Here is a 25,325-nt window from a genome sequence, read left to right as displayed (position 1 = left end):
AGATTCCGCGTCACCACGGACACCCTTGCGTTAAGCTACTGCTACTTCTGCCTTCACAGTTCGGGACTTGCACCCTATAGATTGCACCCATGCTGGGCGCACAAATGAGAAAAACCGAGCAGAGCTCGGTTTTCTTTGTAATTGCCCGCAGCCCGTATACACTTCGCTTTCCGCGGGCGTCCCGTGAGCCTCCTCGTCGTGCCTCCTGCGGGGTCTCACTATGTCCTTCTTCCCGCAGGAGTCTACGTGTATCCGGGCTGCTCAGTGCTTATAAAATTATTGTCCTTCCTTCCTAAAGTAGTAAGATATTTTCAATATGATCTTTTATTTAAACATTTAACTTAGCCTTCAGTTTTTCAAGCATATCGACTGTCATATTTTCAAGGTTATACTCCGCTTTAAAGCCCCATTCCTCTTTAGCAGCTGTTGGATCAATGGAGTTTGGCCAACTATCCGCAATTTTTTGTCTTGCCGGATCGACTTGATAGTCCATTGTAAACGCTGGAATGTGCTTTCTAATTTCTGCTGCTACTTGTTCTGGTTCAAAGCTCATAGCCGTAACATTGAATGAATTTCGATGAATTAACTTTGCAGGGTCTGCTTCCATTAGAGAAACGATGGCCTGCAAGGCATCTGGCATATACATCATGTCCATGTAAGTACCTTCACCAATATAAGATGTATACTTTTGCTTTTGTAATGCTTCATAATAAATCTCTACTGCATAGTCTGTCGTTCCCCCACCAGGTGGTGCTACGTAAGAAATAAGTCCAGGGAATCTCAGGCCACGAGTGTCGACACCAAACTTATGGTAATAATAATCACATAAAAGCTCCCCAGATACTTTGTTCACTCCATACATGGTCGTAGGACGTTGAATGGTGTCCTGTGGCGTATGATCCTTTGGAGTTGTAGGACCGAACGCACCGATTGAACTTGGTGTGAAGAATTGACAGTTCTCTTCTCTTGCCACCTCTAATGCATTCACTAGTCCACCCATGTTTAAGTTCCATGCTAATAAAGGCTTTAACTCTGCTGTCGCAGAAAGAAGAGCTGCTAGATGAATGATTGTATCTACCTTATTTCTTTTTACAATATCATGCATCTTTTTGTCATCCATCACGTCCAGGATTTCAAACGGCCCGTCAAATACAACATCACTTTCATTAGAACGGATATCTGTTGCGATAACATTATCAGCTCCATATACTGCTCTTAACTTACCCGTTAACTCAGAACCGATCTGACCTAAAGCACCTGTTACTAAAATCTTTTTCATATTCACGTTTCCCCCATTGGTGTTTCGATTAAATAACGCCCATTTCTTTGCCAACTTTTTCGTAAATCGCTAAAGCTTGATCAAGCATTTCCTTTGTGTGAGCAGCCGTAGGCATATTCCGTACTCTTCCTGTACCACGTGGAACCGTTGGGAACACGATAGACTTCGCATACACACCTTCTTCATTTAGACGTTTACTAAATTCCTGCGTCGTTTTTTCATCACCAATGATACAAGGCGTAATTGGTGTTTCACTCTCTCCAATATTAAATCCAAGCTCTTCAAGTCCTTTTTTCAAGTAACGACTATTCTCCCAAAGCTTTTCTTGTAATTCTGTACTGTTTAATAAGATGTCGATTGCTTTTGTTGCAGCAGCCACATCTGCTGGTGTTAATGAAGTAGAGAATAGGAACGGACGGCTTCTTACTTTTAGCCAGTCGATAAGCGCTTGTTTTCCTGCTACGTATCCACCTACGACACCAATTGCTTTAGATAGGGTCCCAATTTGGAAGTCAACGCGATCAGATAGCCCAAAGTGCTTGACTGTTCCAGCTCCTTTTCCTAGTACTCCACTACCGTGGGCATCATCTACATACGTCATGATATCAAACTCTTCGGCGATTTCTACTATTTCTGGAAGCTTCGCAACATCTCCATCCATAGAAAATACACCATCCGTAATAATCATTAGCTTATTGTATTGACCAGACTCTTTTGCTTCCTTTGCTTTGGCACGCAAGTCGTCCATATCTGAATGATTAAAGCGAATAATTTTAGCTCTGGATAGACGGCATCCGTCAATAATGGACGCATGGTTTAATTCATCAGAAAGAATGGCATCATTCTTGTCCATAACGGCTGAGATGGCTGCCATATTACAATTAAACCCTGATTGATAAGCAATGGCTGCTTCTGTATGTTTAAACTCCGCTAGCTTCTCTTCAAGCTCTTCATGAATCTTAAGCGTTCCGTTAATCGTTCTTACTGCCCCTGCTCCTACCCCATATTTTTCAATGGCTTCTTCAGCAGCTTTTTTTAATCTCTCATCTGTCGCTAATCCAAGATAATTGTTAGACGATAAGTTAATTAACTCACGCCCTCCAATTTTAATGACTGGCCCATTTGGACTTTCCAGTGGATCAATCACGTTGTATAACCCTCTATGTTTCAAATCTTCTAGATTTTCATTTAAAAATTGATCTAATGACTGACTTGTCAATTTAATAACCTCCTGAATAGAGTTTTATGTAAGCGCTTTAATTTATTGAAGCCTTTACTATCAGTAATGCTGCTTATCTACTAGTATCCCTATTTCTCGTAGCTTCAATCTTATCTTAACTGTTGCATCTATATTTTAACGGAGATTCTGTATTCGTTCCACCGTAAATCTTATTTTTTCAACATATAAAGAAAACTCGCCGGTTGGGCGAGTTTCTTTTTAATGTACTTTTGATTTAACTTGATTGCAAACCTCTTCTGCTGTTAAGCCACTAGCATTTATAACGGAACCTTGTGTCACCGCATTTTGAATCCCCATTACGTTTTGGTCTTGTCCAGTGATGACACAGCAGTCACATCCATTTGCGTCACTTTCCTGTTTTAATTCAGTTACATCATACCCTTGAGCACGTAACGCTTCTTGAACGTCTGATAGTGATTGTTCTACACCGATTCTAGCCATCATTCAACACCTCCTCATATATGTAAGATTCGTCATTGCTTCATAAAATATTCTTACGTTGTACATCCTAACAATTGAAAGCGACATAATCTTGAAAAGGGGTGCTAGATAGATGAAACGAGCCAAAAAAGACCCATCTAAAATTGGGATGAGTTCACCTAATGTCGAGGGGCAAGGTACGACAACCTCTGAGACAGGTAGTAAGAAAATGGACTCTGCGAGAAAGCAGCAAAGACGAACGTAAGGGTTAAAGAAGCATTATCTTGTAGGGTTGTCCATTACTCAGGAGATTTTTTGTGAGTTTTCTGGAATATCTTGGTGGAAACCTTCTGGAAAGTTGCGTTTCTTATAGATTTTTGTTTATTTGTGGAAAATAACTCTCAGAAATAAATATTTCTGAGAGTTTCATGTCATTTTATGAATAAAACTTTTAAACTTACCATTTACCACTTTTACCTAAAAATCGGAATTGCACCTTCAGCTCCATAATTGCACTTTCAAACCCGGAATTGCACTTTCAACTCCGGAATTGCACCTTCAAACCCGGAATTGCACCCTCAAACCCAGAATTGCACCTTCAACCCCAGAATTGCACCTTCAACCCCGGAATTGCACCTTCAAACCCGGAATTGCACCTTCAACCCCGGAATTGCACCTTCAACCCCGGAATTGCACCTTCAACCCCAGAATTGCACCGTCAACCCCAGAATCATCTTTCGGCGCCTAACCCCTTCAACCAACCATTCACAGCCTCAATATCCTTTGAAAAAATCCGATCCACAGTAATAGAAGGCGAAACTTCTCTTAACTGATTAAAGAAGTTCCTTGTAGCGGTAGCCATTTTATCAACTCCACGATACTCCACAGCCTGTGCTGCACAAATAGCCTCAATCGCTATCACTCTTCTTGTATTTGTAATCACTTGATGTGCATGCCTTGAGCCAATTGTACCCATGCTCACATGATCCTCTTGATTGGCAGAGGATGGAATGGAGTCCACGCTAGCTGGGTGAGCCAACGTCTTATTTTCAGATACTAAAGAGGCTGCTGCATACTGCATAATCATGGCTCCTGATTGCAAACCTGGCTCTGGGCTTAAGAAGCCTGGAAGGTCATTTAACTGTGGATTGACTAGTCGTTCGATTCTCCGTTCTGATATATTCGCCAGTTCAGCAATGGCGATGGCTAAAAAGTCCATAGCAAAGGCAATTGGCTGTCCATGAAAATTGCCACCGGAAATCACTTTCCTGCCTTCATCAAAAATAAGTGGATTATCTGTAGCTGCGTTCATTTCAATTTCAAGTTTTTCCTTCACATAGCGAAGGGTTTGCCATGTTGCTCCATGAACTTGTGGGACACAACGTAGTGAATAGGCGTCTTGGACTCGAATCTCTCCTTGCTTTGTCACTAACCTACTATCAACAAGATATTCCCGAATCCGTCTAGCTACATCAACTTGTTCCTGATAACCTCTTGCTAGGTGAATATCTTCATCAAAAGCGTCCATTATTCCCTGCAATCCCTCTAAAGTAACAGAAGCAATAAGCTCCGACTGATACGCAAGTTTTTCCGCCTCTAAATAAGACACGACACCCATTGCTGTCATGGCCTGAGTACCATTTATTAAAGCAAGCCCTTCCTTTGCTGTTAATGTAACTGGGGAAATCCCTTCGAATGCCAACGCCTCCATAGCGGGCATTCTTTTTCCTTTATAAAACACTTCTCCTTCACCAAGTAAAACAAGAGCTAAATGAGACAATGGCGCTAGGTCACCACTTGCCCCCAAAGAACCTTGCTGAGGAATCACAGGGTGGATTTTAGTATTTAAAAGATCTAGTAATCGTTCAATGATGACAGGACGTACTCCTGAGAATCCTTTTAATAAAGCATTTGCCCTCAGTAGCAACATAGCCCTCGAAACCACTTCAGGAAACGGTTCTCCTACACCACATGCATGGGAATGAATGAGATTCAACTGTAATGCTTCTACATCACCTTTTTTAATAAAGACATCACTAAACTTACCAAATCCTGTTGTAATGCCATATATGATTTTTCCATCATTTACGATGTTTTCTACCGCTGCCCTGCTGGCTTTTACCTTTTCCATTGCCCCGGAAGATGCCGTTACTTTTTCAAATTGGTAAAGGACCTTCTCCACCTCTAAAAATGTTAAGTGTTCCCCAGTTAATGTAATCACTTATACCCCTCCGTTCCTCCTTTACCAAAGTAAAGGGAGAATAATAAAAGGAGCTATACCAAGAAATGTAGCTCTCTTGATATAGCTCCTGAATGTGTAAGTAAAGATTCGTCAGAACGACGATGTATTCGATTGTGGTTGACCTGTTTCATAGAAATCAACTCTTCCGACGAAAGATTTCTTCTTCCCTAATTACAGTCATTGTATGTCGGTTCACCAAATAAGTCAATGAATTTTTCGAATAAAGACAACCTTTAAATAATTCCCTTCCTTAAACTCCTTTGCCACCTTAAAATCCTGAGGGAGTGAGAACTCTTCCAACAACTGATACTTCCCTTTCATTTCAATAAATGCCTGGTCAATAAACCCTTTGAATTTATCCATCCCAAAGTTACTGGCATTGGTTGAAGCTACAATAACCCCACCTTTTTCAGTAATGGCAATGGCTTCTTTTAATAAGTTTGTATAGTCTTTGGCTGCACTGAAAGTATGCTTTTTTGATCTTGCGAAGCTCGGCGGATCTAGAATAACAAGGTCGAATAATAATTGTTTTCGAACCGCATATTTAAAATATTTAAATACATCCATGACAAGAATTTCTTGTTTTTCAGGATCGAGTCCGTTGACTTCAAACTGTTCCTGTGTTTTCTGAAGGCTTCTATTTGCCAGGTCTACACTAGTCGTCTGCTTAGCCCCACCTAATGCTGCAAATACCGAGAAAGCCCCAGTATAGGAAAATGTGTTTAACACCGTCTTCCCTTTCGCATACTTGTCACGTATTTGCATTCGGACATCTCTTTGATCCAAAAAGACACCCACCATGGCGCCCTCATTTAAGTAGATGGCAAACTTCACTCCATTTTCCTTCACAATCAAGGGAAATTGAGCACGTTCTCCCGTGACAAAGTCATCGTCTTCTATGTACATACCCGCTGTATCAAATCTCTTTTTCTCATAGATTCCCTTAACAGGAAGCATGGAAGTAATAGAGTGTATAATATAATCCTTGAACTTGAAGATTCCTTTACTATACCAATTGATTAAACAATAACCTTCAAAATAATCAATGGTCAAACCACCAATTCCATCACCTTCCCCGTTAAATAAACGGAAAGCGGTTGTATCAGTATTCTCAAAAAATGGCTTTCTGCGATTGATGGCAGCCATGATTTTTTGATTGAAAAAGTCTTGGTCTATTGTCTCTTTTTCATTCTTTGTTAATAACCAACCGTACCCTTTGTTCTGAATGCCGAAGTAGCCTTTTCCAATAAATTGCCCTTTCTCATCCACTAGCTTAATAATCGATCCTTCTTCCTCCAATACTTCAGGGTTCATTAAGGCCGACTTTAGGATGAGTGGGTACCCACTTTTGTACTTTTTACCTTCTTTTGAATTTATTTTTACTGTGATTTCCATCCTGTCATCCTATCTATAACTTGTTTCTTTCCATTATCCCCGCTTCACAAACTTTTCTTTCTTCTTCGCCTTAATAATGAGTTGGTTCATTACTTCTGAAAATACTAATCCCATTGCAATGGCACCTGAAATCATAAACACTTTGGCTGCAAGCTCAATGGCAAGCGTATAATCATTTTCTACAAATCTACGCATTGCATCATAGGCCAGCCCTCCTGGAACCAATGGAATAATCCCGGATACACTGAAGATGATGACAGGCTTTCTATAGAATTTTGCGAAGATAAAACTAATCGATCCAATTAAGAAGGCAGCTAAAAAGGTAGCCATCACACTATCATACTGATTCGTGACTAACCATTTATATACGAACCAACCGGCCATACCTACAAACCCAACTCTTAATAATGACTCCCTAGGCACATTAAATATGACCCCAAAAGCTGCCGTTGCCACAAAGCTTGTCACCAACTGCTCAATCATGACAATCCCTCACTCATGTCTATAATGTGAATCAGACCTTAATAAAAAGCAAAGATTACAGCAATTCCAGATCCGATTGCAAAAGCCGTTAAAAAAGCTTCTGCTCCTTTTGATAAACCAGATACAAGGTGACCGGCCATTAAATCTCTAACTGCGTTGGTTATGAGCAATCCAGGCACTAGCGGCATCACAGATCCGATAATAATCTTATCAATTTCATGGCCTAACCCGGACGTTACAAATAAAAAAGCCATGAACCCTATAATTAACGAAGCAGAGAACTCAGAAAAAAATTTAATTTTCACTAGATAATGCAAATATAAAAAGCATGAGAAACCAACGCCTCCCGTGACAAGCGCTGGAAAAAAATCATGCCATTTCCCATCGAACATAATTAAAAAGCAGGCACTTGAAATGGCAGCCGCACTAATCTGAACCCATGCAGGGAAAAATAAATTAGCCTTCTCCAGCTCCTTCAGTTCCATCATGGCTTGCTCATGAGAAAGCTCTCCACCACTAATTCTCCGTGAGATATTATTGACTAAGGTTACTTTTTCTAAATCTGTAGACCTTTCGGAGATTCTAATTAACTTACTTGGCTCTAAGCCATCTATTGAAAAAATAATACCAGTTGGAATGACATAGCTATGAGAGTGATGAATACCAAAAGAAGCTGCAATTCGAGTCATTGTGTCTTCCACTCGATATGTTTCAGCTCCATTCTGAAGCATTAACTTTCCGGCTAGTAGGCATAATTCTATAATGTCTATAGTCGGTATGGAATGGTCTCTCACTTTCACTCCTCCTATCGCTAAAAACATGTAGTACTACTTTATCTTATTCTTATCATCACATTCAACTACCGTACTGTCCCCAAATGTAAGAGGTAAACTAAAAATGATCTCGTTAGTCCTGAACTAGCTGGTGAACTCCCGCAAGAAATGTGTTAATGAGAAGATGTAAGCTTTTATCTAAATCTAACGGTAATCCGAATCCGCCTTTTTGTTCCAATGAAGAAAAACCATGTAAAATACTTCTTAAACCACGGACAACATGGAGTGATTGTTCACCCTCCAATTCATAGGCTCGCAAAACGTTAACGATTAAGTCAACAATGGCACTTGCTGCTTTTTGATGGTCAACATCTTCATCAGGGGCCATTAAAGTAGCTTCATAAAGGCCTGGATGCTTCCTTGAAAACGAGACATAGCTGATTGCCAAAGCACGGACAGCGTCATCCCCTGAGCGACCTACTGCTGATTTTGTTAATTCTTCTAATAGCTGTTCTAATCCATAAATCGCAAGCTTTTTTCTTAATCCAGGTAGTCCTTCTACATGATTGTAAAGGGAAGGTGGCTTAATATTTAGCTTTTTTGCTAAAGTTGCTAAGGTAATAGCTTCTAATCCCTCTTGATCTGCCATTTCGGTCGCTGCTTCTAAAATGATTTCTATATCAAGACCTCTTCTAGGTGACATTTTATTGCATCCTTTCTATTTGTTTACATGTTCATTTGCTTCCTGAATTGCACGGTCTATTAAGTGATTAGGTTGATCAATCATCTTCCCATGACCTACTGCAAGTAGAGATGGATTAAATCCTAGTAATTTGTTTGCACTCTCAATAGCAACTTCTTTATTCCAAGTTGCCATAGCCGGAAACGGGAAAGTCGGGCGAATTTGACCAGATACGGCCATTCCGCCTCTTGTTTGGAACGCATCTCCCGCTATCAATGCTAGAGTCCGCTTATCTATAAATGACATGGAGCCCGGTGTATGCCCTGGTGTTGAAATGGCTACTAAAGAACCCACCTCATCCCCATCTTCTAGAAGAAAGTCAGGTGTTGTCCTCACGTCTTTGGGGACTCCACCTCGAATGGGTGTTTCTGGTTCAGTCGGGTCTAATGATCGATCTCCTTTTAACAATCGCGCATCTCGTTTAGAAATATAAGTTTCGACAGATGGAAGTTTCTCCTTTAATGTATCTAAAGATCCTACATGATCTCCATGACCGTGTGTTAAGACAATCTTGGTAATAGGCTTACCAATCTGTTCTGCTACTTGCAAAATCCCCGTCCAGCTATAAGGCAATGCTGTGTCAACCAGTGTTAAACTACTTTCTTCCTCCACCATATAGCAATTCACTGGAAAAAAACGTGGCATAAAAGCCAGTTGATATAAGGACCCCTTTTTAATGACTTGCATGAGTATTCTCCCCCTTTAAACTAATAACATTAGTTTTATAATAACTAATGATGTTAGTTTAATCAACTATTATTTTCCAACAAATTTTACAAATAACGGATTCTGTGTCCGATTCTCTTGCTATCGCATTACAACCGGACCCTCGTTCCGTTATTTTAATAAAAATGCCGGTTTTCAGGGGTCGAACGGACCCTGGTTCCGTTATTCTTCAATTTTGAGGGGTTTTCTTACCGAATTTCACCATATAACGGAACCTCTGTCCGCTTCATCGGTAAAAATAGGCATTTTGAGACAAATAGCGGATTCTGTGTCCACTTCTCTTGCTGCCAGACCTCAGCCGGACTCTGTTTCCGCTTATTGTTCTGCGGATCCACAACCAGCTATCCCAAAAAATTTCCTGCTTCTCCTCACCATAGAGCACGTTTCAGGTCCTTCGTGTTTCTTCCATATAAAAAAAGAAGCAGCTCTCAAAATTGGAAAGCCACTTCTTTCTTCCTTTTACTTATATTTGATTTGCGTATTGTACTTTATGAAGCCTAGTAAATACGCCACCTTTTTCAACAAGCTCCTGGTAGCTACCTTGCTCTGTAATACCTTCCTCAGTGACGACAACAATTCGATCGGCATTTCGAATAGTAGCCAATCGGTGTGCGATCACAAGCGTTGTGCGGTTCTCAGCTAGTTCTGCTAAGGCCTTTTGAATAATCATCTCGGTTTCAGTATCTAAAGCGGAAGTCGCCTCATCCAATATTAGAATAGGAGGATTCTTTAAAAACATCCGGGCAATCGCAATTCTCTGCTTCTGACCTCCGGAAAGCTTTAAGCCTCTTTCTCCAACTGGCGTATCATAACCTAATGGAAGAGATTCAATAAAGGATTCCAAGTGGGCACGCTTGGCTGCTTCCCTAATCTCCTCCTCAGAAGCTCCTAGACTTCCGTACGCAATATTCTCCCGAAGTGTACCGGTAAATAAAAATACATCTTGCTGTACAATCCCAATCTGTGATCGAAGTGATTTTTTCGTCATTTGGCGAACATCACGTCCATCAATATAAATAGCCCCCTCATCCACATCATAGAAGCGAGGGATGAGTGAACAAATAGTCGTTTTTCCGGCTCCTGATGGTCCTACAAAGGCCACCGTTTCTCCTGCGGGGATATCAAGGTCAATCTCACTTAGAACTGGTTTGTGCTGATCGTAACGGAATGAAACATTACTAAACGAAATATTTCCCTGTAATGAGCTCACGTTTACAGCATCAGCGCGGTCTAATACTTCAGGCTCATTATCCAGTAATTCAGTAAATCTCTTAAACCCCGCCATGCCTTTCGGATAGAGCTCCATGAGTGCACTTATTTTATCAATGGGTTTGAATAATACATTGATATAAAGAACAAACCCTACCAATTCTCCGTATGATAGTTCCCCTCGGAAGCTTAACCATGCCCCAATTATTAGTACGATCAATACGATAAATCTTGTCATCATATAAATCCCGGACGTACTGAATGACATCACTTTATAACCCGCTAATTTTGCTTTTCTAAAACGTTGATTGTTCACTCGGAATCTAGAAATCTCAAACTCTTCGTTTGTAAAGGACTGAACGACTCTAGCCCCAGATACACTGTCTTCTACTCTCGCATTGACATCAGCAATTTCCGTGTACATTTGCTTCCAAGCTTTGTTCATTCTCAAATTACAGTAAACAATTAACCAAATGAGAAACGGAACAACTAATATCGCAACCAATGCTAATTTAACATTGATGGTTAGCATGATCCAAAACGCACCAATGAAGGTCATAGCTGCAATAAATACATCCTCAGGTCCATGGTGAGCTAGCTCTCCAATATCAAACAAGTCATTTGTAATTCTACTCATTATGTGACCAGTCTTGGTATTATCGAAAAATCTAAAAGATTGTCTTTGGACATGCTTAAACAACTGATGCCTCATGTCCGTTTCAATATTGATTCCTAACTTATGTCCCCAATAATTCACAATATATTGGAGCAAAGTACTTACAATATACAAAGCTAGTAACCCTGTCCCTACCCACATAATGGCTGACCAATCTTCACCTGGAAGTAGATCGTCAATAAACCACTGTACTGCTAACGGGAAAGCTAATTCCAATATCGCCACAATAACAGCACTACTAAAATCTATTAAAAATAGCTTCTTATGTGGAAGATAATAAGTATAAAAACGTCGAAGCACGATATTTCACCCCTAAACTCTCTCAATAGAGGGATTATAATCCTAAGTTGTTCTTTTAACAATATAAAAGGTAGATTCTTACAAACAAAAAAATAAAAAAAGACGAAAAAGAAAAAAAAGGCCCCTCTATGGTGGGCCTAATTATCATTATAATGTATTCATCAGAATACTCGCGATAACAATCGATCCTGTTGTAACCGTTGTAAATCCACCTACAAGCATCGGTGTTACAATCTCATTAAAGATGGCCTTCTCTTCTTTTTCATTCTCACCAACACTTCGACTAACTTCCTCACAAACGATATAGTCCGCTGGGAATCCTAGTAGTGCTGTTAAAGCCACCGCAATTGCTTTATTGTAATCCCACTTAAAGATTTTAGAAGCAATATATCCACCACCAACAATTCCGATGATACCGACTACCATAATAACAAGTACAACTCCTAATGATTTAGCAAACATAGAAGGTGTTACATCAGTCATCGGTACCATGATAAAGAATATTAAGGCAACCATTGAAATACCAAAAGAGTTGGCACGTTCCAACATCTTTGGTTGGAAAAACTTAAAGTAAGCTCCTGCAATACCTAGAAGTAAGCACCATACACTAAAGTTAACCCCTGTAACTTTACCTAGGAAATTAGCTACCACCCCTGCAAGGAATAGCTGGAATAAAAGAACGGTTGGCGTTTGAAACTTTTTAGGAATTAACGACTTTTTTGATTCTTCCGGATTCATAAAAGATTCAGCTGTTGCAGCAACCTCTGCGTAACCCGGTTGATTGATTTCCTTCTTCACATTATTTGCAAATCTACGTAAGAAGAAGTTCGCAATTGGCATTCCTACTAACCCTTGAACCGCAACAATTAGAGCCGGTATAGCAATCAAGCTAGCTAATCCCATTTCCGTTAACTTTTGTGTGGTGATAATAAAGGCGATTGTACCACCTGCTAATGGACCTGCTGCAGAGACAGCTGTGGAATAACCGAATAAAGGAGAAATAATAGCAACGATTAATACAACAGATCCCACCATTCCGATTAAAGCAATCATGACTGTTTTCACTTGACCTTTTAGAACTTTAAACGGGATTAGAGTACCCATATGAATAATTAGTGGTGCTACCATTACCGCACCAAAAGTTCCAAGTGTCGCGGTTGTTAAAATTTCTTTTGGAAAAACCCCTGTCCAGATTAGGACCATATAACCAAGCATTGCAACAAGGAGCATCGGAACACGCGCTCTTGTTAAAATAGAAACTGCCTCACCTACAACCATAACTCCTAAAATACACAATACCGCAATGATGGGATCATTCATTTTAATTACCTCCTTAGTTATTTTTTATCGCTTTAAAGCATGTCAGTAAATGGTTAAAAGGCAAGCTGTCCAATGGTGGACAGCTTTTATCACCTTAGTTCTGAACCACAGCAACCTTGTTCAGAGCGTTCTTAACTAATTCACCGTCTTGAATTACAGCAACAATGTTATCTGTGTTTTCTAATGAACGAATATCTGATAGTGGGTCTGTTTGTGAAATGACAATATCCGCTAGCTTACCAGCTTCAACTGTACCAATTTTGTCTTCCCAGCCCATACATTCAGCAGCCACTTTTGTAGTAGCCACAAGAGATTCCATAGGAGTCATTCCAATGTCACACATGAGTCCAAGTTCACGAAGATTTGTTCCATGTGCCATAACACCTGCATCCGTACCCATTGCGATTTTTACCCCAGCTCGGTAAGCCTTGGCGATGCTTTCTTTATGGAATTCAATAACTTCACGACACTTTTGTACACCGTATTCTGGCATTGATCCATCTCGCTCTGCAGCTTCTAATACAGCTACAGGTGCTAGTAAGGTTGGAACAAGGTAAGTACCATGCTCTAACATCAATTCAATCGCCTCATCATCAATAAAGATTCCGTGTTCGATTGAATGGATACCAGCTCTAATTGCGTTTTTAATACCTTCTGCCCCTTGAGCATGTGCCATAACTTTAACGCCACGTCTGAATTTGGCTTCCTGGACTATAACCTCTAATTCTTCTTGACTAAACTGTGTGAATTCTGGATGGTCAGTAGGACTTAGAACTCCACCCGTTGCGTGAACTTTTATAATATCTGCCCCAGCACGTAAAACCTCACGAGCTCTTTGTCGAACTTGCTCTACCCCATCACAAATGCCATCTGGTACTCCTGGATAGCTTGGGCTAGTAATATCTACTCCAGAAACCATCCATTGGTCTCCATGACCTCCTGTTGTTGTTAGAGGAGTAATACTAATTTGCATTCTTGGTCCAACAACCAGTTTGTCTTCAACAGCCTTTTTAACTCCTAAATCTGTAAACCCTGCGTCCCGGACTGTTGTTACACCAGCATCGACCGTTCTTTTCATAAACTGAGTAGCTTTATAAAACTTGTATGAAAAAGGAGTTGTTAAGCTTTCTTCGACCTTACCTACTTCAAACAGCATATGAACGTGAGTATCGATGAATCCCGGAAGAATAAATCCACCTTGTGCATCTACTACTTCAACGTCTCCGGATGGCACTTGTACCTCAGACACTTTTCCAACAGCTTCAATTTTATTACCATTCAATAATACAGCTGCGTCTACTAATGGCTGACCACCATTACCATCAATCAAGGTTCCATTTTTAATTAACTTGTACGCCATGACTCAACACTCTCCCTTTTCGGTTAAATTTGACAAATATTTCGGATAACTAAATAACCTTTATTGTTATTGGATTTTATCATAGGCTTTTTTATTTGGGTAGTCCTTTTTTCGAAGTTTTTTAAATTGAGTGAAAATTCACTTTGTCATGTAAGCGCCACCAACAGCAATAGATCAGGGCTGACAGAATAATTAAATTTCATTAAAAAAATTTATCGCTTTACTGTTTTTATGTACTAAACAAGAGCTAAAAAAAATCCCTGTTTTATAACAGGAATTATTAGCGTGACGTTACTATTTTGCTACATGTATCAATCATATGGCTGACAAATTGAACTACTTTTTCTACTCTAGCTTGTTTTGAAGATATTTCCGATACCTGATTGTTTCCTTTACGAATCCGAATTGCCTCCCTTATGACTGAAGACCACTCCCGAAATTCTTCTCTTTCTAGTAGACTCTCACCCGCTTTGACTTTCGGAATAATTATTTTACCCGTAAGAGTAAAATAGATTCTACATAGTGTTAAAACGGAATCCGCAACATCCACGTCATCTATAGAGGAATCTACTCTTTCTATCCTCTTTTTCCAATACTGATGAATGTTATAATTCATGGTCTCTTCTACATGATCCCAAGAAACTGGAATGTCCATTTCCCTTATGCTAGGGCCGTATAGAGTAATCCCTTTCGTTTTTAACACCCACCAAGTCACGTAGTTTATATCCCAATGACCTTTCCTTATTACCCCATCATTAACAAACGGATATGGGGAAAGCTTATCATTTAGCAAACCTATGTCTGCTTTTTGTATATACGATCCATCCATCTTTTTTGCTATTTCAAATTTCTCCTGTAGATTTTGATGAATTTCAACCATTCTTTTAAAGTTAATATCATCAGGCTGATCGTTTAGGATGGTTATAAAATCTATATCACTATTACTCTCTTCGTAACCCCCAAGAGCAATGGACCCATACACATAAACACCATGGACTTTTTCCCCTAGCCCCTCAACCACTAGTTTTGTATATTCTTGTAGCAAATTTTGCAATTGAAAAGGTATTTCCATCTGGTCACCTGTTCCTTTTATGTTATTAAAAATGCTTTAAATAAAAAATAGCCAATTGGGTACGGTCCCTTAATTGTAGTTTTTCTAGTAGGGTTGTAATATAATTCCGGATGGTGCCCACACTTAAGTAGATTCTATCTGCTATTTCTTTATTGGATAATCCTTCAGCAATAAGTTCAAGGATTTCTAATTCACGTTTTGTTAAATCAAACTGCTCTGGTACTGTTTTCTTATCCCTCAACATAGCCGATAATGAACTAGCTACTTCCTTTTCAAAAACGATTGTACCCTTTCCTACGGCTCGCAGGCTCTCTATGATACTATCAGTTGGCTGGTTTTTTAAAATATATCCTTCTGCACCAGATTTGATGGCCTCTTTTATATAATCATCATCCTTAAAAGTTGTTAGTATAACCACCTTTATATTGGAGTCATATTTTTTTATAAGCTGTGTTCCCTGGACCCCATCCATAACCGGCATTCGTATATCCATCAACACAAGGTCAGGCTTTTGTATTTGGCAAAAATCAAAGGCTTCTTGACCATTACTTGCAGTTCCAATTACTTGTAAATCTTCTTCCAAGTCTATTAGAATCTTTAAACCATCCCGAATCAGTGCATCATCATCCACTATTAAGACTTTCAAATACCCCACTCCTGTCCCGGTTTGGAATAAGACAAACAATTAGGAATCCCTCTTTAGAGCTTAGAGAGAGGCTGCCTCCAACATTGCGGATTCTCTCCCTCATACCGCTTAAACCCAGTCCCTCTGTAATATGGTCACACCCAACCCCATTATCTTTTATATACAACCTCGTGTATTGTTCGTTTACATCAATATTGACCTGAATATTTGTCGCCTGAGAATACTTGGCAGCGTTGGTCAGGGCTTCCTTTATATTCGTTGACACAATTTCTAAATGGCTGGCTGGAATTTTACTAAAGTCCCCTAAAAATTTGAGCTGAACCGGACAGAAGCTAAAATTATCGATGATGTTATGAATGTACTCTATGCTTACGTTCTCACGTGGTTTTAAATTATGGACAGTATTTCGGAGTAATTCTACCGATTCCGAAAGACCTTTTATTGACTTCTGTATCATCATCATTGACTTGGTTTCATCTTGATCATGTAGTTTGTATGCTGCTTGGAGTTGTATTAGAATCCCAGCTAAGCTATGACCAATGCTGTCATGAATTTCCCGAGCAATTCTATTTCTCTCTTTTATTTCTACGATATTCGCTATCTCTTTGGATGAATGAAGGAGCTTAGCCTTTGTTTGTTCAAGCTCATAACGTAATCGCCTTTCATTATCCAGTGTCTGTAAGTAAGTCTCCGACTCTTTATTACGTTTTTCAACTCCATATGCCAAAAGACCACTTACTATTAAAATCACACTATTTTTTAAAATCAATATATCTCCTATTGAGAAAAAAATAGCTAGCAAACACGTTATTAGTGCTCCACTTATCGATGTATATATAATAAAATCATATAATACTACAGCAAATAGAACACTATAGGCGGGATTTATAGGAACGGCTATACAAATAAACGCAAGTGTTCCAATTGATAAATAAATAGAATTATAATATCTCTCTTTCCATATTTGAATCGCAATAATGATAAGAAAAAGTAATAATTCTTCATATGAAATTTCAGCCTGGATGACAAGGTTTACGATTAGATATAGAAATAAAACCCCTTTTAAAGTATAGCCCATTTTACCCAACTTCCCTTTTTTTCCATTATACCAGTCTTCCGCTATTTCGCTATATCTACCTTTCTAAACGTTCCCAATAAAAAGAATATAACCGCGAATAAAAGTAAAATCCCCATTTCCTTCCCAAGAGATGTAATTGACTCTCCCTGTAATAGTTTTTCTATTCCTGTTAGAACCCATGAAACAGGAGTGAACTGACTAACCGTTTGGAGTGACTCTGGGGCATAATCAAGTGGAAAATATGCTCCTCCTAGCATGGCCATCGGTGCCATCACACCAACCCCAATTAAGCATGCTTGGGTAATATTCTTTGAAAACGAACTAATGGCAACTCCAAATGAAACAGATACAAGTGAAAATAAGGTTAACATCAAATAAATGGACAGTGCAGAGTCACCTAGGTACAATTTATACACCCATTTTAATACTAGTAAAACCAGGGTCATTTGAATAATAGAGATTAGAATAAAGCTGCTAACCGTCTGGAACATGTAGCTTTTTAGACTAATAGGGGCTGCCAATGTCCGAATAAGGGTATGATTATTTTTATTTAAGATAATGTATAGTCCTACAATTATGGATGTATACAGTACGGAAATAATTAAGTATCCCATGACCGTTCTAGTTCTGGAGATACCTGGGTCAGCCACTAGCTCTTCCTGAATCTTAAGGGCTCCCGTTTCGTCATACTCCTCAAATTCCTTATAAAAGCTTTCAGGTTCGTTATCGACGGCCTTAGCAATAGCTTTTGCATGGCCAATCCATTGTTCTAAAAAAATACGTACAGGTACGGAAAAATTAGATTCTTTTACTGAATAAGATGTAATTCCTCCGCCTTCTCCTCTGATCACCTTATCCGTAAAACCATTATCTATTACAATGATATAATCAATTCTTAAGGAAAGTAGTTTCTCTTCCATGTGTTCTTCCTCTACATGGCGGATCTTAGCCCTTTGTTCAAGACCATCCTTTAATCTCTCAGTGAATGGGGTCTGGTCCTTGTCAATAACAGCTACCTTAATTGATGGTTGTTCCCCAATAAATCCAAAGGACATAAAAGCAAAAGGAAACAACAGAATAAAGAATAGCTGAACCTTATTTCTAAGTATTCTTTTCAAGGTGAATAATAAGATACTCATACGACTCTCCTCCTTCCAAGTACAAATGTGAAGGTCACCAAAATAGTTGTGTATACCAGAACACCAACTAACGAAGGGGTATCGATCGTCCCCTCGTAAATATTCGTAAATAATACTTCCTGGCTATATGAACTAGGTGAAATTTTACCTAGTACATCAAAAGCCTTCCCTTCCAACGGGGAAAATCCACCTGCTAATAACGTAAATATGGTAGAAACAATGAACAAGGTTAATGCTGCCATCATGGTACTTTTACATAAATAAGCTAGTAGCATTCCAAAGGAAGTGGCAGTAATCGAAAATAGGAAGAGAACAGTTAAAATCAATATGATATTTCCATCCCAGTTTGCGCCAAAGGCAAACTTACTCACAAGGAAAATAAATACCGTTATGCTGTAAAGAGTGAGAGTACTTCCAATTAGTTTTCCAAGAATAATTTGGTGATTTCGAATAGGTGCAGTCAAAAATCTTACATTTGTATGATTCCCTGAATCTTTTGTTACTGCAAAAATCCCAAATAAACCGCTTAGCAACAGAGCTTGAAATAGAGTAACAATAGAATAATAGTCAATCCCTCTTGGAATTTTCCCCTCAGTTATGACTTTTACTTCTTCTATGTTTGCATTTTCATCATTAGGTACAAATCGTTCCTTGTTTAAGTTTAATAACGCCACATTGAGGTTAAAGGTACGAATGTAGCTTTCTAAAAATGGCTCGAAAAAGGTATCTTTGGTTCGGGTATAGTATTGAATGCTCCCCTGACTTCCATTTTCCAAATCATAATGTTTGTCCATGGGGTAGGAGATAAGGCCTTCCAATTGATTAGACTTAACCATTTCAATTCCTTCCTCAAGACTGGCTACCTCCTCCCATTGGGTAAGGGAAGACAGTTCTTCTGATTGAAAAAATTGATAAAGGGTTGATTGAACCATACCATTCTCTTCTTCAAGGTACACCCCCACCTTTAACTTTTCTAACGTTTTCGGCGTAAACTCGCTATTCAGAGCATTTCCCAAAATGAGCATCAGCACGATAGGAAGTAAAGTACAAGCTAGCAGCCCTTTCGTATCTCTTATATTCCGCAAAAAGGTATAGTAGGCAATGGTTATCGTTTGCATTTGTTTTTCCACCTCTTTCCCATCAATCTCGAAGTGATCTTCCAGTTATTGTTAAAAATACAGATTCCAAGCTAGGTTTTTCTATGGAGAGGGATAGAATTTCTAACCCTGACTCCGTTATCGTATGAATCAGCCGATTGACATTTTGTTCCCCCTTTTTCCCGATTACAACCAACTGATTACCGTTTACTACGCATTCTAAAACACTGTGAAACTCTTTTATTTTCTCAACAACTGTGTAGTTAACCGATGATAGATCAACTACCAGTTTCTCTTCCGAAGATACTAGAGAAGTCAACTCTTCCTTTGTACCCTGAGCAATCACTCGCCCATGGTCCACAATAGCAATTCTAGAACAAATCTCCTCTACTTCTTCCATGTAATGAGACGTATAAATAATGGATGATCCCATTCGGTTTAATTCCTTAATCGATTGCAGAATATGATTTCGAGATTGCGGATCAATACCTACAGTTGGTTCATCCATAATAATGAGTTTGGGATGATGTAGGATGGCACACGCAATATTAAGTCTTCTCTTCATTCCCCCTGAAAAACCTTTGGGACGCTCTGTTCTCCTATCTACTAGTCCTGTAAACCGAAGGGCCTCTTCAATTCTTTCCTTTAGTAGGCTCCCTTTTAATCCGTACAATCGCCCAAAATAGTGAAGATTTTCATACGCGGTTAGATCTTCAAAGAGGGCAATCTCTTGTGGAACAATTCCTAACTCTCTTTTGACTTCATTTTCATGACGTGAAATATCCTTGCCAAGAAAACTAACTTCTCCATCATCAAACTTAGTAAGTCCAGAAAGAATACTGATTGTTGTGGTTTTACCCGCTCCATTAGGACCAAGCAACCCAAAGATTTCTCCTTCTCTAATTGAGAAATTCATATGGTCAAGAGCAAGGAAATCCCCATATCTTTTTATGACATTTTTAACCTCAACTAACATTACGACTCCTCCTCATTAGCTACGTTCATTTTCTAAATTCATCGTACTTAAAAAATACCTTTCTTCGTAGTGATATAAAGAATAAGTTGATATGACAATTGTCATATTTGAAAATGAAGGGTGAGTTGGAAAACAAGAAATAGGCCGTATTCATAGGATTAAGACCCATACATACAAGCCCTATGGGACATACCCTAGTAGTGGGAACAAATCTTAAGAAGAGAGGCGTTATGATGAGTTCAGATAATAATCGACAACTAGGTAACTGGCCTGGACAATGGGGCCATGGCGGAAATTGGCCTTGGGGCGGACAAGGTGGCAGTTGGCATGGACATCATGGACACCATGGACACCATGGACATTGGGGTCATGGACATCATGGACACCATGGACATTGGGGTCATGGACATCATGGGCATCATGGTCATTGGGGACACGGACACGGACATTGGGGTCATGGGCACGGACAATGGGGCCATGGCGGAAATTGGCCTTGGCGTAAAGAGGAAGAGAAAGATTAAACTAAAAAACGGTGTGTTCGAATGGTTTTCTCATTCGAACACACCGTTTTTTCTAAATTTTTTATAATCCCATTCTATAACTCAAGACACCCCACCAAATGGATTGTACAAAGAAAAACACACCCCAAACTTGAACAGGGATTATGACGGTTGACTTAGCTAAATTTGTAGCATCACCAGCTGCTTGAGGATGCATAAAACTTAAGGCCATGATGTCAAAGGCAGATGTGACAGATTCCACTAAAATGATGGAAGCTAACGATAGGATGACTGTTTCCACAACCACTTTTTTAGACTTAATCAATAAAAGGATAAAGCTGATGCCAAATGTGATTAACCAAAAGATCCCATAAAAATTACGAACCCAGAAAATCAAATTCAAGCCAATAAAGCCCAATAATATTCCTATATACACTTTGTTTTTTCCCTTAGCCAGAAGCCAAAAGCCTAAGAAAGCCATTGCTGAGGAAAAAATGTAGCCCGCTAAACTTGTAAAAAAGCCTCCGAACCAAGATGAATGACTCGTATAGGTTACGCCTTCTGTATTTACAAATAAGGAGATTTCATGGATGTCTCCACCTAATAATGCCATCAAAGCGTGACCCGATTCATGAATAACGGTATTGATCATACTTACGTAATTCCCGACAATGGGGATATTAGTCAAGATGGCGGCAACCACAATGTAAATGATAAAGGTACCACTAAACTTTTGAAAAAATGCCCTAATGATTTGCCACCTCCTTCATATTCCAATTAGTTTGGTACTACATTAAATCCAATCTCATGCTTCACTAATTGAAAGTGAGCTTTAATAACCCCTATGGTATCTTTTCTAGCATTCAACACCGGTGCATTTACATATTGTTCAAGCTGTGCAAAATGGTGTTCTTCCCCGATTCCAAGCTGTTTTAACACTTCCATTGTTGCTACACTAGTTGCTCTTGGACCCCCATCTTCCACTTTTATCGCGATTCCAATTCCTGTCTCAGCATCTCCCAGGCACTGGACAGCCTCCGCACCTGCTTTGGCTACGATTCTACCATTGAACACACGCATAAGGTCCGTATCAAACCGGTCTGTTCCACCAACCATCTCTGGAAATGATGTCATGGCTCTTCGAACTCTTTCCAGTGTGTGTGCACGGGTTTTATTTTCTAGTGAGGAAGAGTCTGCTAATCTTGCAAAGCCTAGTGCAGTATGAAAGAGTGGTAATCGATGGACTGGTACACCACAGCCGTCTACACTCATTTCAATTTTTTCCTTAGGGAAGCTACACACATCCTCAATTGCCTGCAAAATTCGCTGTTGATGAGGATGTTCTACTTCTCTATACGTATGAACATCTTCACCCATATGTACAACTGTAGTTAGCATGCCAGAATGCTTACCAGAACAGTTGCTAAACACTGGTGTCAACTCTCCTCCATTACGAATTAGTTCGTTATAGCTATCTATATCTCTTGGAATATGAGTCCCACACTGCAAAGCTTCTTCTTCTAGCTGAACTCTTCCTAGAATATCCATTACACTACTCCGGTGAATTCCTTCACCACTATGTGATGCACATATAAGCGATAGTTCAGCATCACTATATTGATAAGCATCTGCCGCACCTGTTTCAATGACTGGCACTGCCTGAAACGGTTTCATAGAAGAACGAGGAAAGGTTAATCGGTTTGGGTCACCGTATGAATATAATAGCTCTCCCTTCGTGTTCACAACCGCAACATGAATGTCGTGCGTACTTTCCATATATGGTCCTCTCAAAACAGAAATAGCTTTTTGCATAAGGATCTCCTCTTTTCCATAAGTATTCACATACTTCTATTCTATCAATTTTTAGTATTTTCTTAAATGTTGGGAAAAATTAAATTTTTATAGGTCTATAAATATAATAGAAGCCCTGTTTGATAGTCAACAGGGCTTCTTGATTACAAATTATTAAGGTCTTACAGGTATAGAATTATCTGCGTTTATGAAACCTGCTCCATAAACATTAGGATCAAGCTCCTGTAGGCTAGGTGGTAAAACTACCCCTTGTTTTAATAGTGTTTTAATATCATCAGGTGAATAATTAGGGTTATACTCAAGCATCAAAGCAACAATCCCAGCACAAATTGGCGTTGCCATTGAAGTGCCTGACATAGAAAAATACTCCGTATCCACCCGGCTACTCTTTTGAAGTTTATCAATAAATGAATCAGGTGAACGTAATGACACAATATTTACACCAGGCGCTAATAAATCTGGTTTTGCTACCCCATAGACTGTAGGGCCACGGCTTGAAAAGCTGGCCACATCATCATCACTTCTCGCCTCTGTTTCACGATCATCGTAAGCACCTACAGTAATCACTTTATTACTGATACCTGGACTTGCAATTGTTTCAGGTTCAGGGCCTTCGTTACCGGCAGCCACACATACAACAATCCCCCTGGCCCATGCTTCTTCTACCATTTGAACCATTGGGTCACTATCCTCACCTGCCATACGTTGGGCAGTGCTTCCAAGAGACATACTTATAATATCAATCTTATAATTGGGGTTGCTCTCATTTTGTTGGATACACCATTCTACACCCTGCATGACTGTATCCAACGAACCAGATCCCATTTTATCTAAAACCTTTACACCCACAATATTAGCTTCTGGAGCTGGACCAACATATCTACCAGAAGAGGCTGCACCATTCCCAGCTATATCGCCTGCACAATGTGTCCCGTGTCCATTATCATCATAAATTTCTTGCCTTTGATTCACTAGGTCAACAAAGTCAATAATTCTCCCAGAGAGATCCAAATGTGGGTAAACTCCTGTATCAATGACAGCTACCGTTACATTTTTTCCAGTCAGAGTTGTGTTATTTCTTACAATACTTCTGGCATTCGCAGACCCAACAGCTGTATCTAGTAATGCTTTTACCTCTCGATTTAGGTAGATCTTTTTAACCGATTTACAGTTATTTAAAATTTCATCTAGGCCAGCAGGTGTTACTACTGCACTACAACAAGGTACAGTTGAGAATTCTTTTTTGACTTTACATCTAGAACTAGAATCAAGTACTTGATGAACCTCATGACATCCTATTTGGTAGTTCTCTTTTTCAAACTCTATTATTACCGGTAATTTTTTCGTCTTTTTTAAGAAACCTTCGAACATTTTATGCAGAAAACACGGTGTCATTTTAAAAGGTTTATACATATTTAATACCTTGTCCCTTAATGGGCGATCTAGTTTATGAGCATTCATTCGAACCGTTTGCACCATAGAATAACCAAACACAATTCCACCCTCCAATCTATCTTTTTAATAAGATATGGAAAGTAAAGATCATTAGAGAGTGTGTTTGTCCACATTTTGAAAAATATGTGGGTACCTATAGGGTCATTTTTAGATTATTACCTATCGCTAGTCACAGCAGTGATGTTTACGATGGTGCTTGCACTTTCTTTTACAGTGTTTCTTCTTTTTACAACAGCATTTGCAATGGCATTCGGAGTGACATTTACAACAGCATTTGCAACAGCACTCACAATGACATCTACAGCAACAATGCTTATGGTGTTTCTTACAACGGTGGTGTCTATGCTTATTACACATTGAATCAGCCACTTTCCCTCGTTACTTTTGTATATGCATCATACAAAACGAAGGATTGGACGAATGCCATTTATTGCCTAATATTTCTAGTCGTTAGTGCTTGAATTTCAACTAATTGAAGAAAGGATACCGTTTTAACGGTATCCTTTTTATTGACTATTTGTTATAAGCTTACCTAGATATATTCCCACAAGTAGGGTTATTGTGTCTGCGCTTATGTAATATATGGCATCCCAAGAATGGTTAACATGTATGATTCCTATTTTCTTCAAAAATAGGTCTATACAAAAGAACAAAATAACGGTCATGAAAGACCAATATATTTTAAGATTAGAAAGAATGAGAAATGCCAATAGGACACATGTTGGGATGATTACCCATGAGTGAACGGCTGCCCCGTCTTTCCCAATTGCTTCAAGCCATTGAACTTCATATGTTCTACTTTCCAAAACCCCATACTGAACAACTCCTAATGGAACTCGAATTGCATACAGGGCTAGTGCTAATGTAATCACTCGCGTTTTTAGGCCATGCCACCTGTGCAGGGTGTTCCACCAGCTTTTTACGATTGGAAAATAAAAAATAAAGCTAAAAAAGGTAAAGCCAGTATTCCACCAGTTTTGCTTATACACTTCTATCTTTAGAAATACCTGCTCAATTCCTGCAAAAATAAGAGCAATTGCGATGCTCCAAATCCACCAAACTTGATAGGCCGCAAATAAACATGCCGTTGAAGATAATATCAGTGCATTAAACAACGCACCCACGTGGGAATCATACTTTCCGGGCACTATATCAGGGATATATTGATATGCTTTTCCTAAAACGTAAATGATGTAGTCCACAAAAAGTATAAGTCCTGCCACTGCTAGAAATAAGAGAACCATTCTCTGAGATCTTGTTTTTAGAAGTGCAAGTACGATACAAAAAAGGCTACTGATAACTAGAAATAAATAAGACCCTTGACCTGTACTCAAATATAATCACTCCATAATGGATTATACATACAGTATTGCCATTACGAAGGA

25 protein-coding genes are annotated in these 25,325 nt (G+C 39.2%); 3 read left to right on the top strand and 22 right to left on the bottom strand.

Features of this window, described 5'->3' with window-relative positions; translation table 11 throughout:
- Positions 1 to 328 precede the first annotated feature (328 nt).
- The 3 genes from ABDZ91_RS14085 to ABDZ91_RS14075 all read right to left on the bottom strand — a co-directional run bounded on the left by ABDZ91_RS14085 (position 329) and on the right by ABDZ91_RS14075 (position 2,960).
- A complete protein-coding gene (locus ABDZ91_RS14085) occupies positions 329 to 1,279 on the bottom strand; it encodes an L-threonine 3-dehydrogenase (RefSeq protein WP_343800008.1) in 951 nt (316 codons plus the stop codon).
- 28 nt (positions 1,280 to 1,307) lie between these two features.
- Complete coding sequence (locus ABDZ91_RS14080; protein WP_343800006.1) at positions 1,308 to 2,498, bottom strand: glycine C-acetyltransferase; 1,191 nt, start codon at positions 2,496 to 2,498, stop codon at positions 1,308 to 1,310.
- 219 nt (positions 2,499 to 2,717) lie between these two features.
- Positions 2,718 to 2,960, bottom strand: coding sequence for a YkuS family protein (locus ABDZ91_RS14075; protein ID WP_343800020.1), 243 nt, complete (start codon positions 2,958 to 2,960; stop codon positions 2,718 to 2,720).
- 112 nt (positions 2,961 to 3,072) lie between these two features.
- Between ABDZ91_RS14075 and ABDZ91_RS14070 the strand changes: the two genes are divergently transcribed.
- Positions 3,073 to 3,204, top strand: a complete 132-nt coding sequence (locus ABDZ91_RS14070; RefSeq protein ID WP_343800004.1) for a YuzL family protein — start codon at positions 3,073 to 3,075, stop codon at positions 3,202 to 3,204.
- 465 nt (positions 3,205 to 3,669) lie between these two features.
- Here the strand turns inward: ABDZ91_RS14070 and hutH are convergent, their stop codons facing one another.
- The 15 genes from hutH to ABDZ91_RS13995 all read right to left on the bottom strand — a co-directional run bounded on the left by hutH (position 3,670) and on the right by ABDZ91_RS13995 (position 20,173).
- Positions 3,670 to 5,160 (bottom strand): histidine ammonia-lyase, encoded by a 1,491-nt coding sequence (gene hutH, locus ABDZ91_RS14065; protein ID WP_343800002.1) that lies wholly within the window; start codon positions 5,158 to 5,160, stop codon positions 3,670 to 3,672.
- 225 nt (positions 5,161 to 5,385) lie between these two features.
- On the bottom strand, positions 5,386 to 6,576 hold the full coding sequence (locus ABDZ91_RS14060) for a class I SAM-dependent rRNA methyltransferase (RefSeq protein WP_343800000.1): 1,191 nt from the start codon (positions 6,574 to 6,576) through the stop codon (positions 5,386 to 5,388).
- A 33-nt stretch (positions 6,577 to 6,609) separates the two neighbouring features.
- On the bottom strand, positions 6,610 to 7,059 hold the full coding sequence (locus tag ABDZ91_RS14055) for a threonine/serine exporter family protein (protein ID WP_425541833.1): 450 nt from the start codon (positions 7,057 to 7,059) through the stop codon (positions 6,610 to 6,612).
- A 38-nt stretch (positions 7,060 to 7,097) separates the two neighbouring features.
- Positions 7,098 to 7,880, bottom strand: coding sequence for a threonine/serine exporter family protein (locus ABDZ91_RS14050; protein ID WP_343799998.1), 783 nt, complete (start codon positions 7,878 to 7,880; stop codon positions 7,098 to 7,100).
- Between the two features lie 85 nt (positions 7,881 to 7,965).
- On the bottom strand, positions 7,966 to 8,535 hold the full coding sequence (locus ABDZ91_RS14045; protein WP_343799996.1) for a TetR/AcrR family transcriptional regulator: 570 nt from the start codon (positions 8,533 to 8,535) through the stop codon (positions 7,966 to 7,968).
- 15 nt (positions 8,536 to 8,550) lie between these two features.
- Entirely contained in the window at positions 8,551 to 9,261 is a 711-nt protein-coding gene (locus ABDZ91_RS14040; protein ID WP_343799994.1) for an MBL fold metallo-hydrolase, read from the bottom strand.
- Between the two features lie 502 nt (positions 9,262 to 9,763).
- Positions 9,764 to 11,485, bottom strand: a complete 1,722-nt coding sequence (locus ABDZ91_RS14035) for an ABC transporter ATP-binding protein (RefSeq protein ID WP_343799992.1) — start codon at positions 11,483 to 11,485, stop codon at positions 9,764 to 9,766.
- Between the two features lie 147 nt (positions 11,486 to 11,632).
- The gene (locus tag ABDZ91_RS14030) at positions 11,633 to 12,805 is read right to left on the bottom strand and encodes a hypothetical protein (protein ID WP_343799990.1); all 1,173 of its coding nucleotides are present in this window, start codon (positions 12,803 to 12,805) and stop codon (positions 11,633 to 11,635) included.
- A 94-nt stretch (positions 12,806 to 12,899) separates the two neighbouring features.
- Positions 12,900 to 14,165 (bottom strand): metal-dependent hydrolase family protein, encoded by a 1,266-nt coding sequence (locus ABDZ91_RS14025; RefSeq protein WP_343799988.1) that lies wholly within the window; start codon positions 14,163 to 14,165, stop codon positions 12,900 to 12,902.
- A gap of 280 nt (positions 14,166 to 14,445) precedes the next feature.
- Positions 14,446 to 15,237, bottom strand: a complete 792-nt coding sequence (locus ABDZ91_RS14020) for a nucleotidyltransferase domain-containing protein (RefSeq protein WP_343799986.1) — start codon at positions 15,235 to 15,237, stop codon at positions 14,446 to 14,448.
- A 25-nt stretch (positions 15,238 to 15,262) separates the two neighbouring features.
- Positions 15,263 to 15,883: a response regulator transcription factor gene (locus ABDZ91_RS14015; RefSeq protein ID WP_343799984.1), complete on the bottom strand. Its 621-nt coding sequence runs from the start codon at positions 15,881 to 15,883 to the stop codon at positions 15,263 to 15,265.
- Entirely contained in the window at positions 15,861 to 16,961 is a 1,101-nt protein-coding gene (locus ABDZ91_RS14010; RefSeq protein WP_343799982.1) for a sensor histidine kinase, read from the bottom strand. Before ABDZ91_RS14010 ends, ABDZ91_RS14015 begins: the two co-directional genes overlap by 23 nt.
- A gap of 41 nt (positions 16,962 to 17,002) precedes the next feature.
- Complete coding sequence (locus ABDZ91_RS14005) at positions 17,003 to 18,100, bottom strand: ABC transporter permease (RefSeq protein ID WP_343799980.1); 1,098 nt, start codon at positions 18,098 to 18,100, stop codon at positions 17,003 to 17,005.
- Positions 18,097 to 19,218, bottom strand: a complete 1,122-nt coding sequence (locus ABDZ91_RS14000; protein ID WP_343799978.1) for an ABC transporter permease — start codon at positions 19,216 to 19,218, stop codon at positions 18,097 to 18,099. The genes ABDZ91_RS14005 and ABDZ91_RS14000 overlap by 4 nt, the downstream gene beginning before the upstream one ends.
- Before the next feature lie 22 nt (positions 19,219 to 19,240).
- Entirely contained in the window at positions 19,241 to 20,173 is a 933-nt protein-coding gene (locus ABDZ91_RS13995; protein WP_343799976.1) for an ABC transporter ATP-binding protein, read from the bottom strand.
- Between the two features lie 230 nt (positions 20,174 to 20,403).
- Here ABDZ91_RS13995 and ABDZ91_RS13990 point away from each other — a divergent pair, with 230 nt between their 5' ends.
- Positions 20,404 to 20,694 carry a hypothetical protein gene (locus ABDZ91_RS13990; protein WP_343799974.1) on the top strand — a complete coding sequence of 97 codons (291 nt, stop codon included), beginning with the start codon at positions 20,404 to 20,406 and terminating at the stop codon, positions 20,692 to 20,694.
- A 61-nt stretch (positions 20,695 to 20,755) separates the two neighbouring features.
- On the opposite strand, the gene ABDZ91_RS13985 is transcribed toward ABDZ91_RS13990, so the two are convergent.
- The 3 genes from ABDZ91_RS13985 to ABDZ91_RS13975 all read right to left on the bottom strand — a co-directional run bounded on the left by ABDZ91_RS13985 (position 20,756) and on the right by ABDZ91_RS13975 (position 23,979).
- On the bottom strand, positions 20,756 to 21,376 hold the full coding sequence (locus tag ABDZ91_RS13985; protein ID WP_343799973.1) for a M50 family metallopeptidase: 621 nt from the start codon (positions 21,374 to 21,376) through the stop codon (positions 20,756 to 20,758).
- Between the two features lie 74 nt (positions 21,377 to 21,450).
- Positions 21,451 to 22,485 (bottom strand): asparaginase, encoded by a 1,035-nt coding sequence (locus ABDZ91_RS13980; protein WP_343799971.1) that lies wholly within the window; start codon positions 22,483 to 22,485, stop codon positions 21,451 to 21,453.
- A gap of 153 nt (positions 22,486 to 22,638) precedes the next feature.
- Complete coding sequence (locus tag ABDZ91_RS13975; protein WP_343799969.1) at positions 22,639 to 23,979, bottom strand: S8 family peptidase; 1,341 nt, start codon at positions 23,977 to 23,979, stop codon at positions 22,639 to 22,641.
- Positions 23,980 to 24,054: 75 nt separating this feature from the next.
- On the opposite strand from ABDZ91_RS13975, the gene ABDZ91_RS13970 reads away from it, so the two are divergent.
- A complete protein-coding gene (locus ABDZ91_RS13970; protein WP_343799967.1) occupies positions 24,055 to 24,300 on the top strand; it encodes a hypothetical protein in 246 nt (81 codons plus the stop codon).
- 146 nt (positions 24,301 to 24,446) lie between these two features.
- Here the strand turns inward: ABDZ91_RS13970 and ABDZ91_RS13965 are convergent, their stop codons facing one another.
- Entirely contained in the window at positions 24,447 to 25,274 is an 828-nt protein-coding gene (locus ABDZ91_RS13965) for a hypothetical protein (RefSeq protein WP_343799965.1), read from the bottom strand.
- Between the last annotated feature and the right edge of the window lie 51 nt (positions 25,275 to 25,325).

It is taken from the genome of Bacillus carboniphilus (assembly GCF_039522365.1).
Lineage (GTDB): Bacteria > Bacillota > Bacilli > Bacillales > JC228 > Bacillus_BF > Bacillus_BF carboniphilus.
This window is presented reverse-complemented; position numbering and strand designations above follow the sequence as displayed.

Coding starts and splice junctions, on each gene's coding strand:
- ABDZ91_RS14010 (WP_343799982.1), bottom strand. CDS start 16,961: ATGGGCTATACTTTAAAAGGGGTTTTATTTCTATATCTAATCGTAAAC.
- ABDZ91_RS14085 (WP_343800008.1), bottom strand. CDS start 1,279: ATGAAAAAGATTTTAGTAACAGGTGCTTTAGGTCAGATCGGTTCTGAG.
- ABDZ91_RS13980 (WP_343799971.1), bottom strand. CDS start 22,485: ATGCAAAAAGCTATTTCTGTTTTGAGAGGACCATATATGGAAAGTACG.
- ABDZ91_RS14045 (WP_343799996.1), bottom strand. CDS start 8,535: ATGTCACCTAGAAGAGGTCTTGATATAGAAATCATTTTAGAAGCAGCG.
- ABDZ91_RS14060 (WP_343800000.1), bottom strand. CDS start 6,576: ATGGAAATCACAGTAAAAATAAATTCAAAAGAAGGTAAAAAGTACAAA.
- ABDZ91_RS14005 (WP_343799980.1), bottom strand. CDS start 18,100: ATGAGTATCTTATTATTCACCTTGAAAAGAATACTTAGAAATAAGGTT.
- ABDZ91_RS14020 (WP_343799986.1), bottom strand. CDS start 15,237: ATGGAAATACCTTTTCAATTGCAAAATTTGCTACAAGAATATACAAAA.
- ABDZ91_RS14050 (WP_343799998.1), bottom strand. CDS start 7,880: ATGTTTTTAGCGATAGGAGGAGTGAAAGTGAGAGACCATTCCATACCG.
- ABDZ91_RS14075 (WP_343800020.1), bottom strand. CDS start 2,960: ATGGCTAGAATCGGTGTAGAACAATCACTATCAGACGTTCAAGAAGCG.
- ABDZ91_RS14025 (WP_343799988.1), bottom strand. CDS start 14,165: ATGGCGTACAAGTTAATTAAAAATGGAACCTTGATTGATGGTAATGGT.
- ABDZ91_RS14030 (WP_343799990.1), bottom strand. CDS start 12,805: ATGAATGATCCCATCATTGCGGTATTGTGTATTTTAGGAGTTATGGTT.
- ABDZ91_RS14070 (WP_343800004.1), top strand. CDS start 3,073: ATGAAACGAGCCAAAAAAGACCCATCTAAAATTGGGATGAGTTCACCT.
- ABDZ91_RS13995 (WP_343799976.1), bottom strand. CDS start 20,173: ATGTTAGTTGAGGTTAAAAATGTCATAAAAAGATATGGGGATTTCCTT.
- ABDZ91_RS14000 (WP_343799978.1), bottom strand. CDS start 19,218: ATGCAAACGATAACCATTGCCTACTATACCTTTTTGCGGAATATAAGA.
- ABDZ91_RS14040 (WP_343799994.1), bottom strand. CDS start 9,261: ATGCAAGTCATTAAAAAGGGGTCCTTATATCAACTGGCTTTTATGCCA.
- ABDZ91_RS13990 (WP_343799974.1), top strand. CDS start 20,404: ATGATGAGTTCAGATAATAATCGACAACTAGGTAACTGGCCTGGACAA.
- ABDZ91_RS14055 (WP_425541833.1), bottom strand. CDS start 7,059: ATGATTGAGCAGTTGGTGACAAGCTTTGTGGCAACGGCAGCTTTTGGG.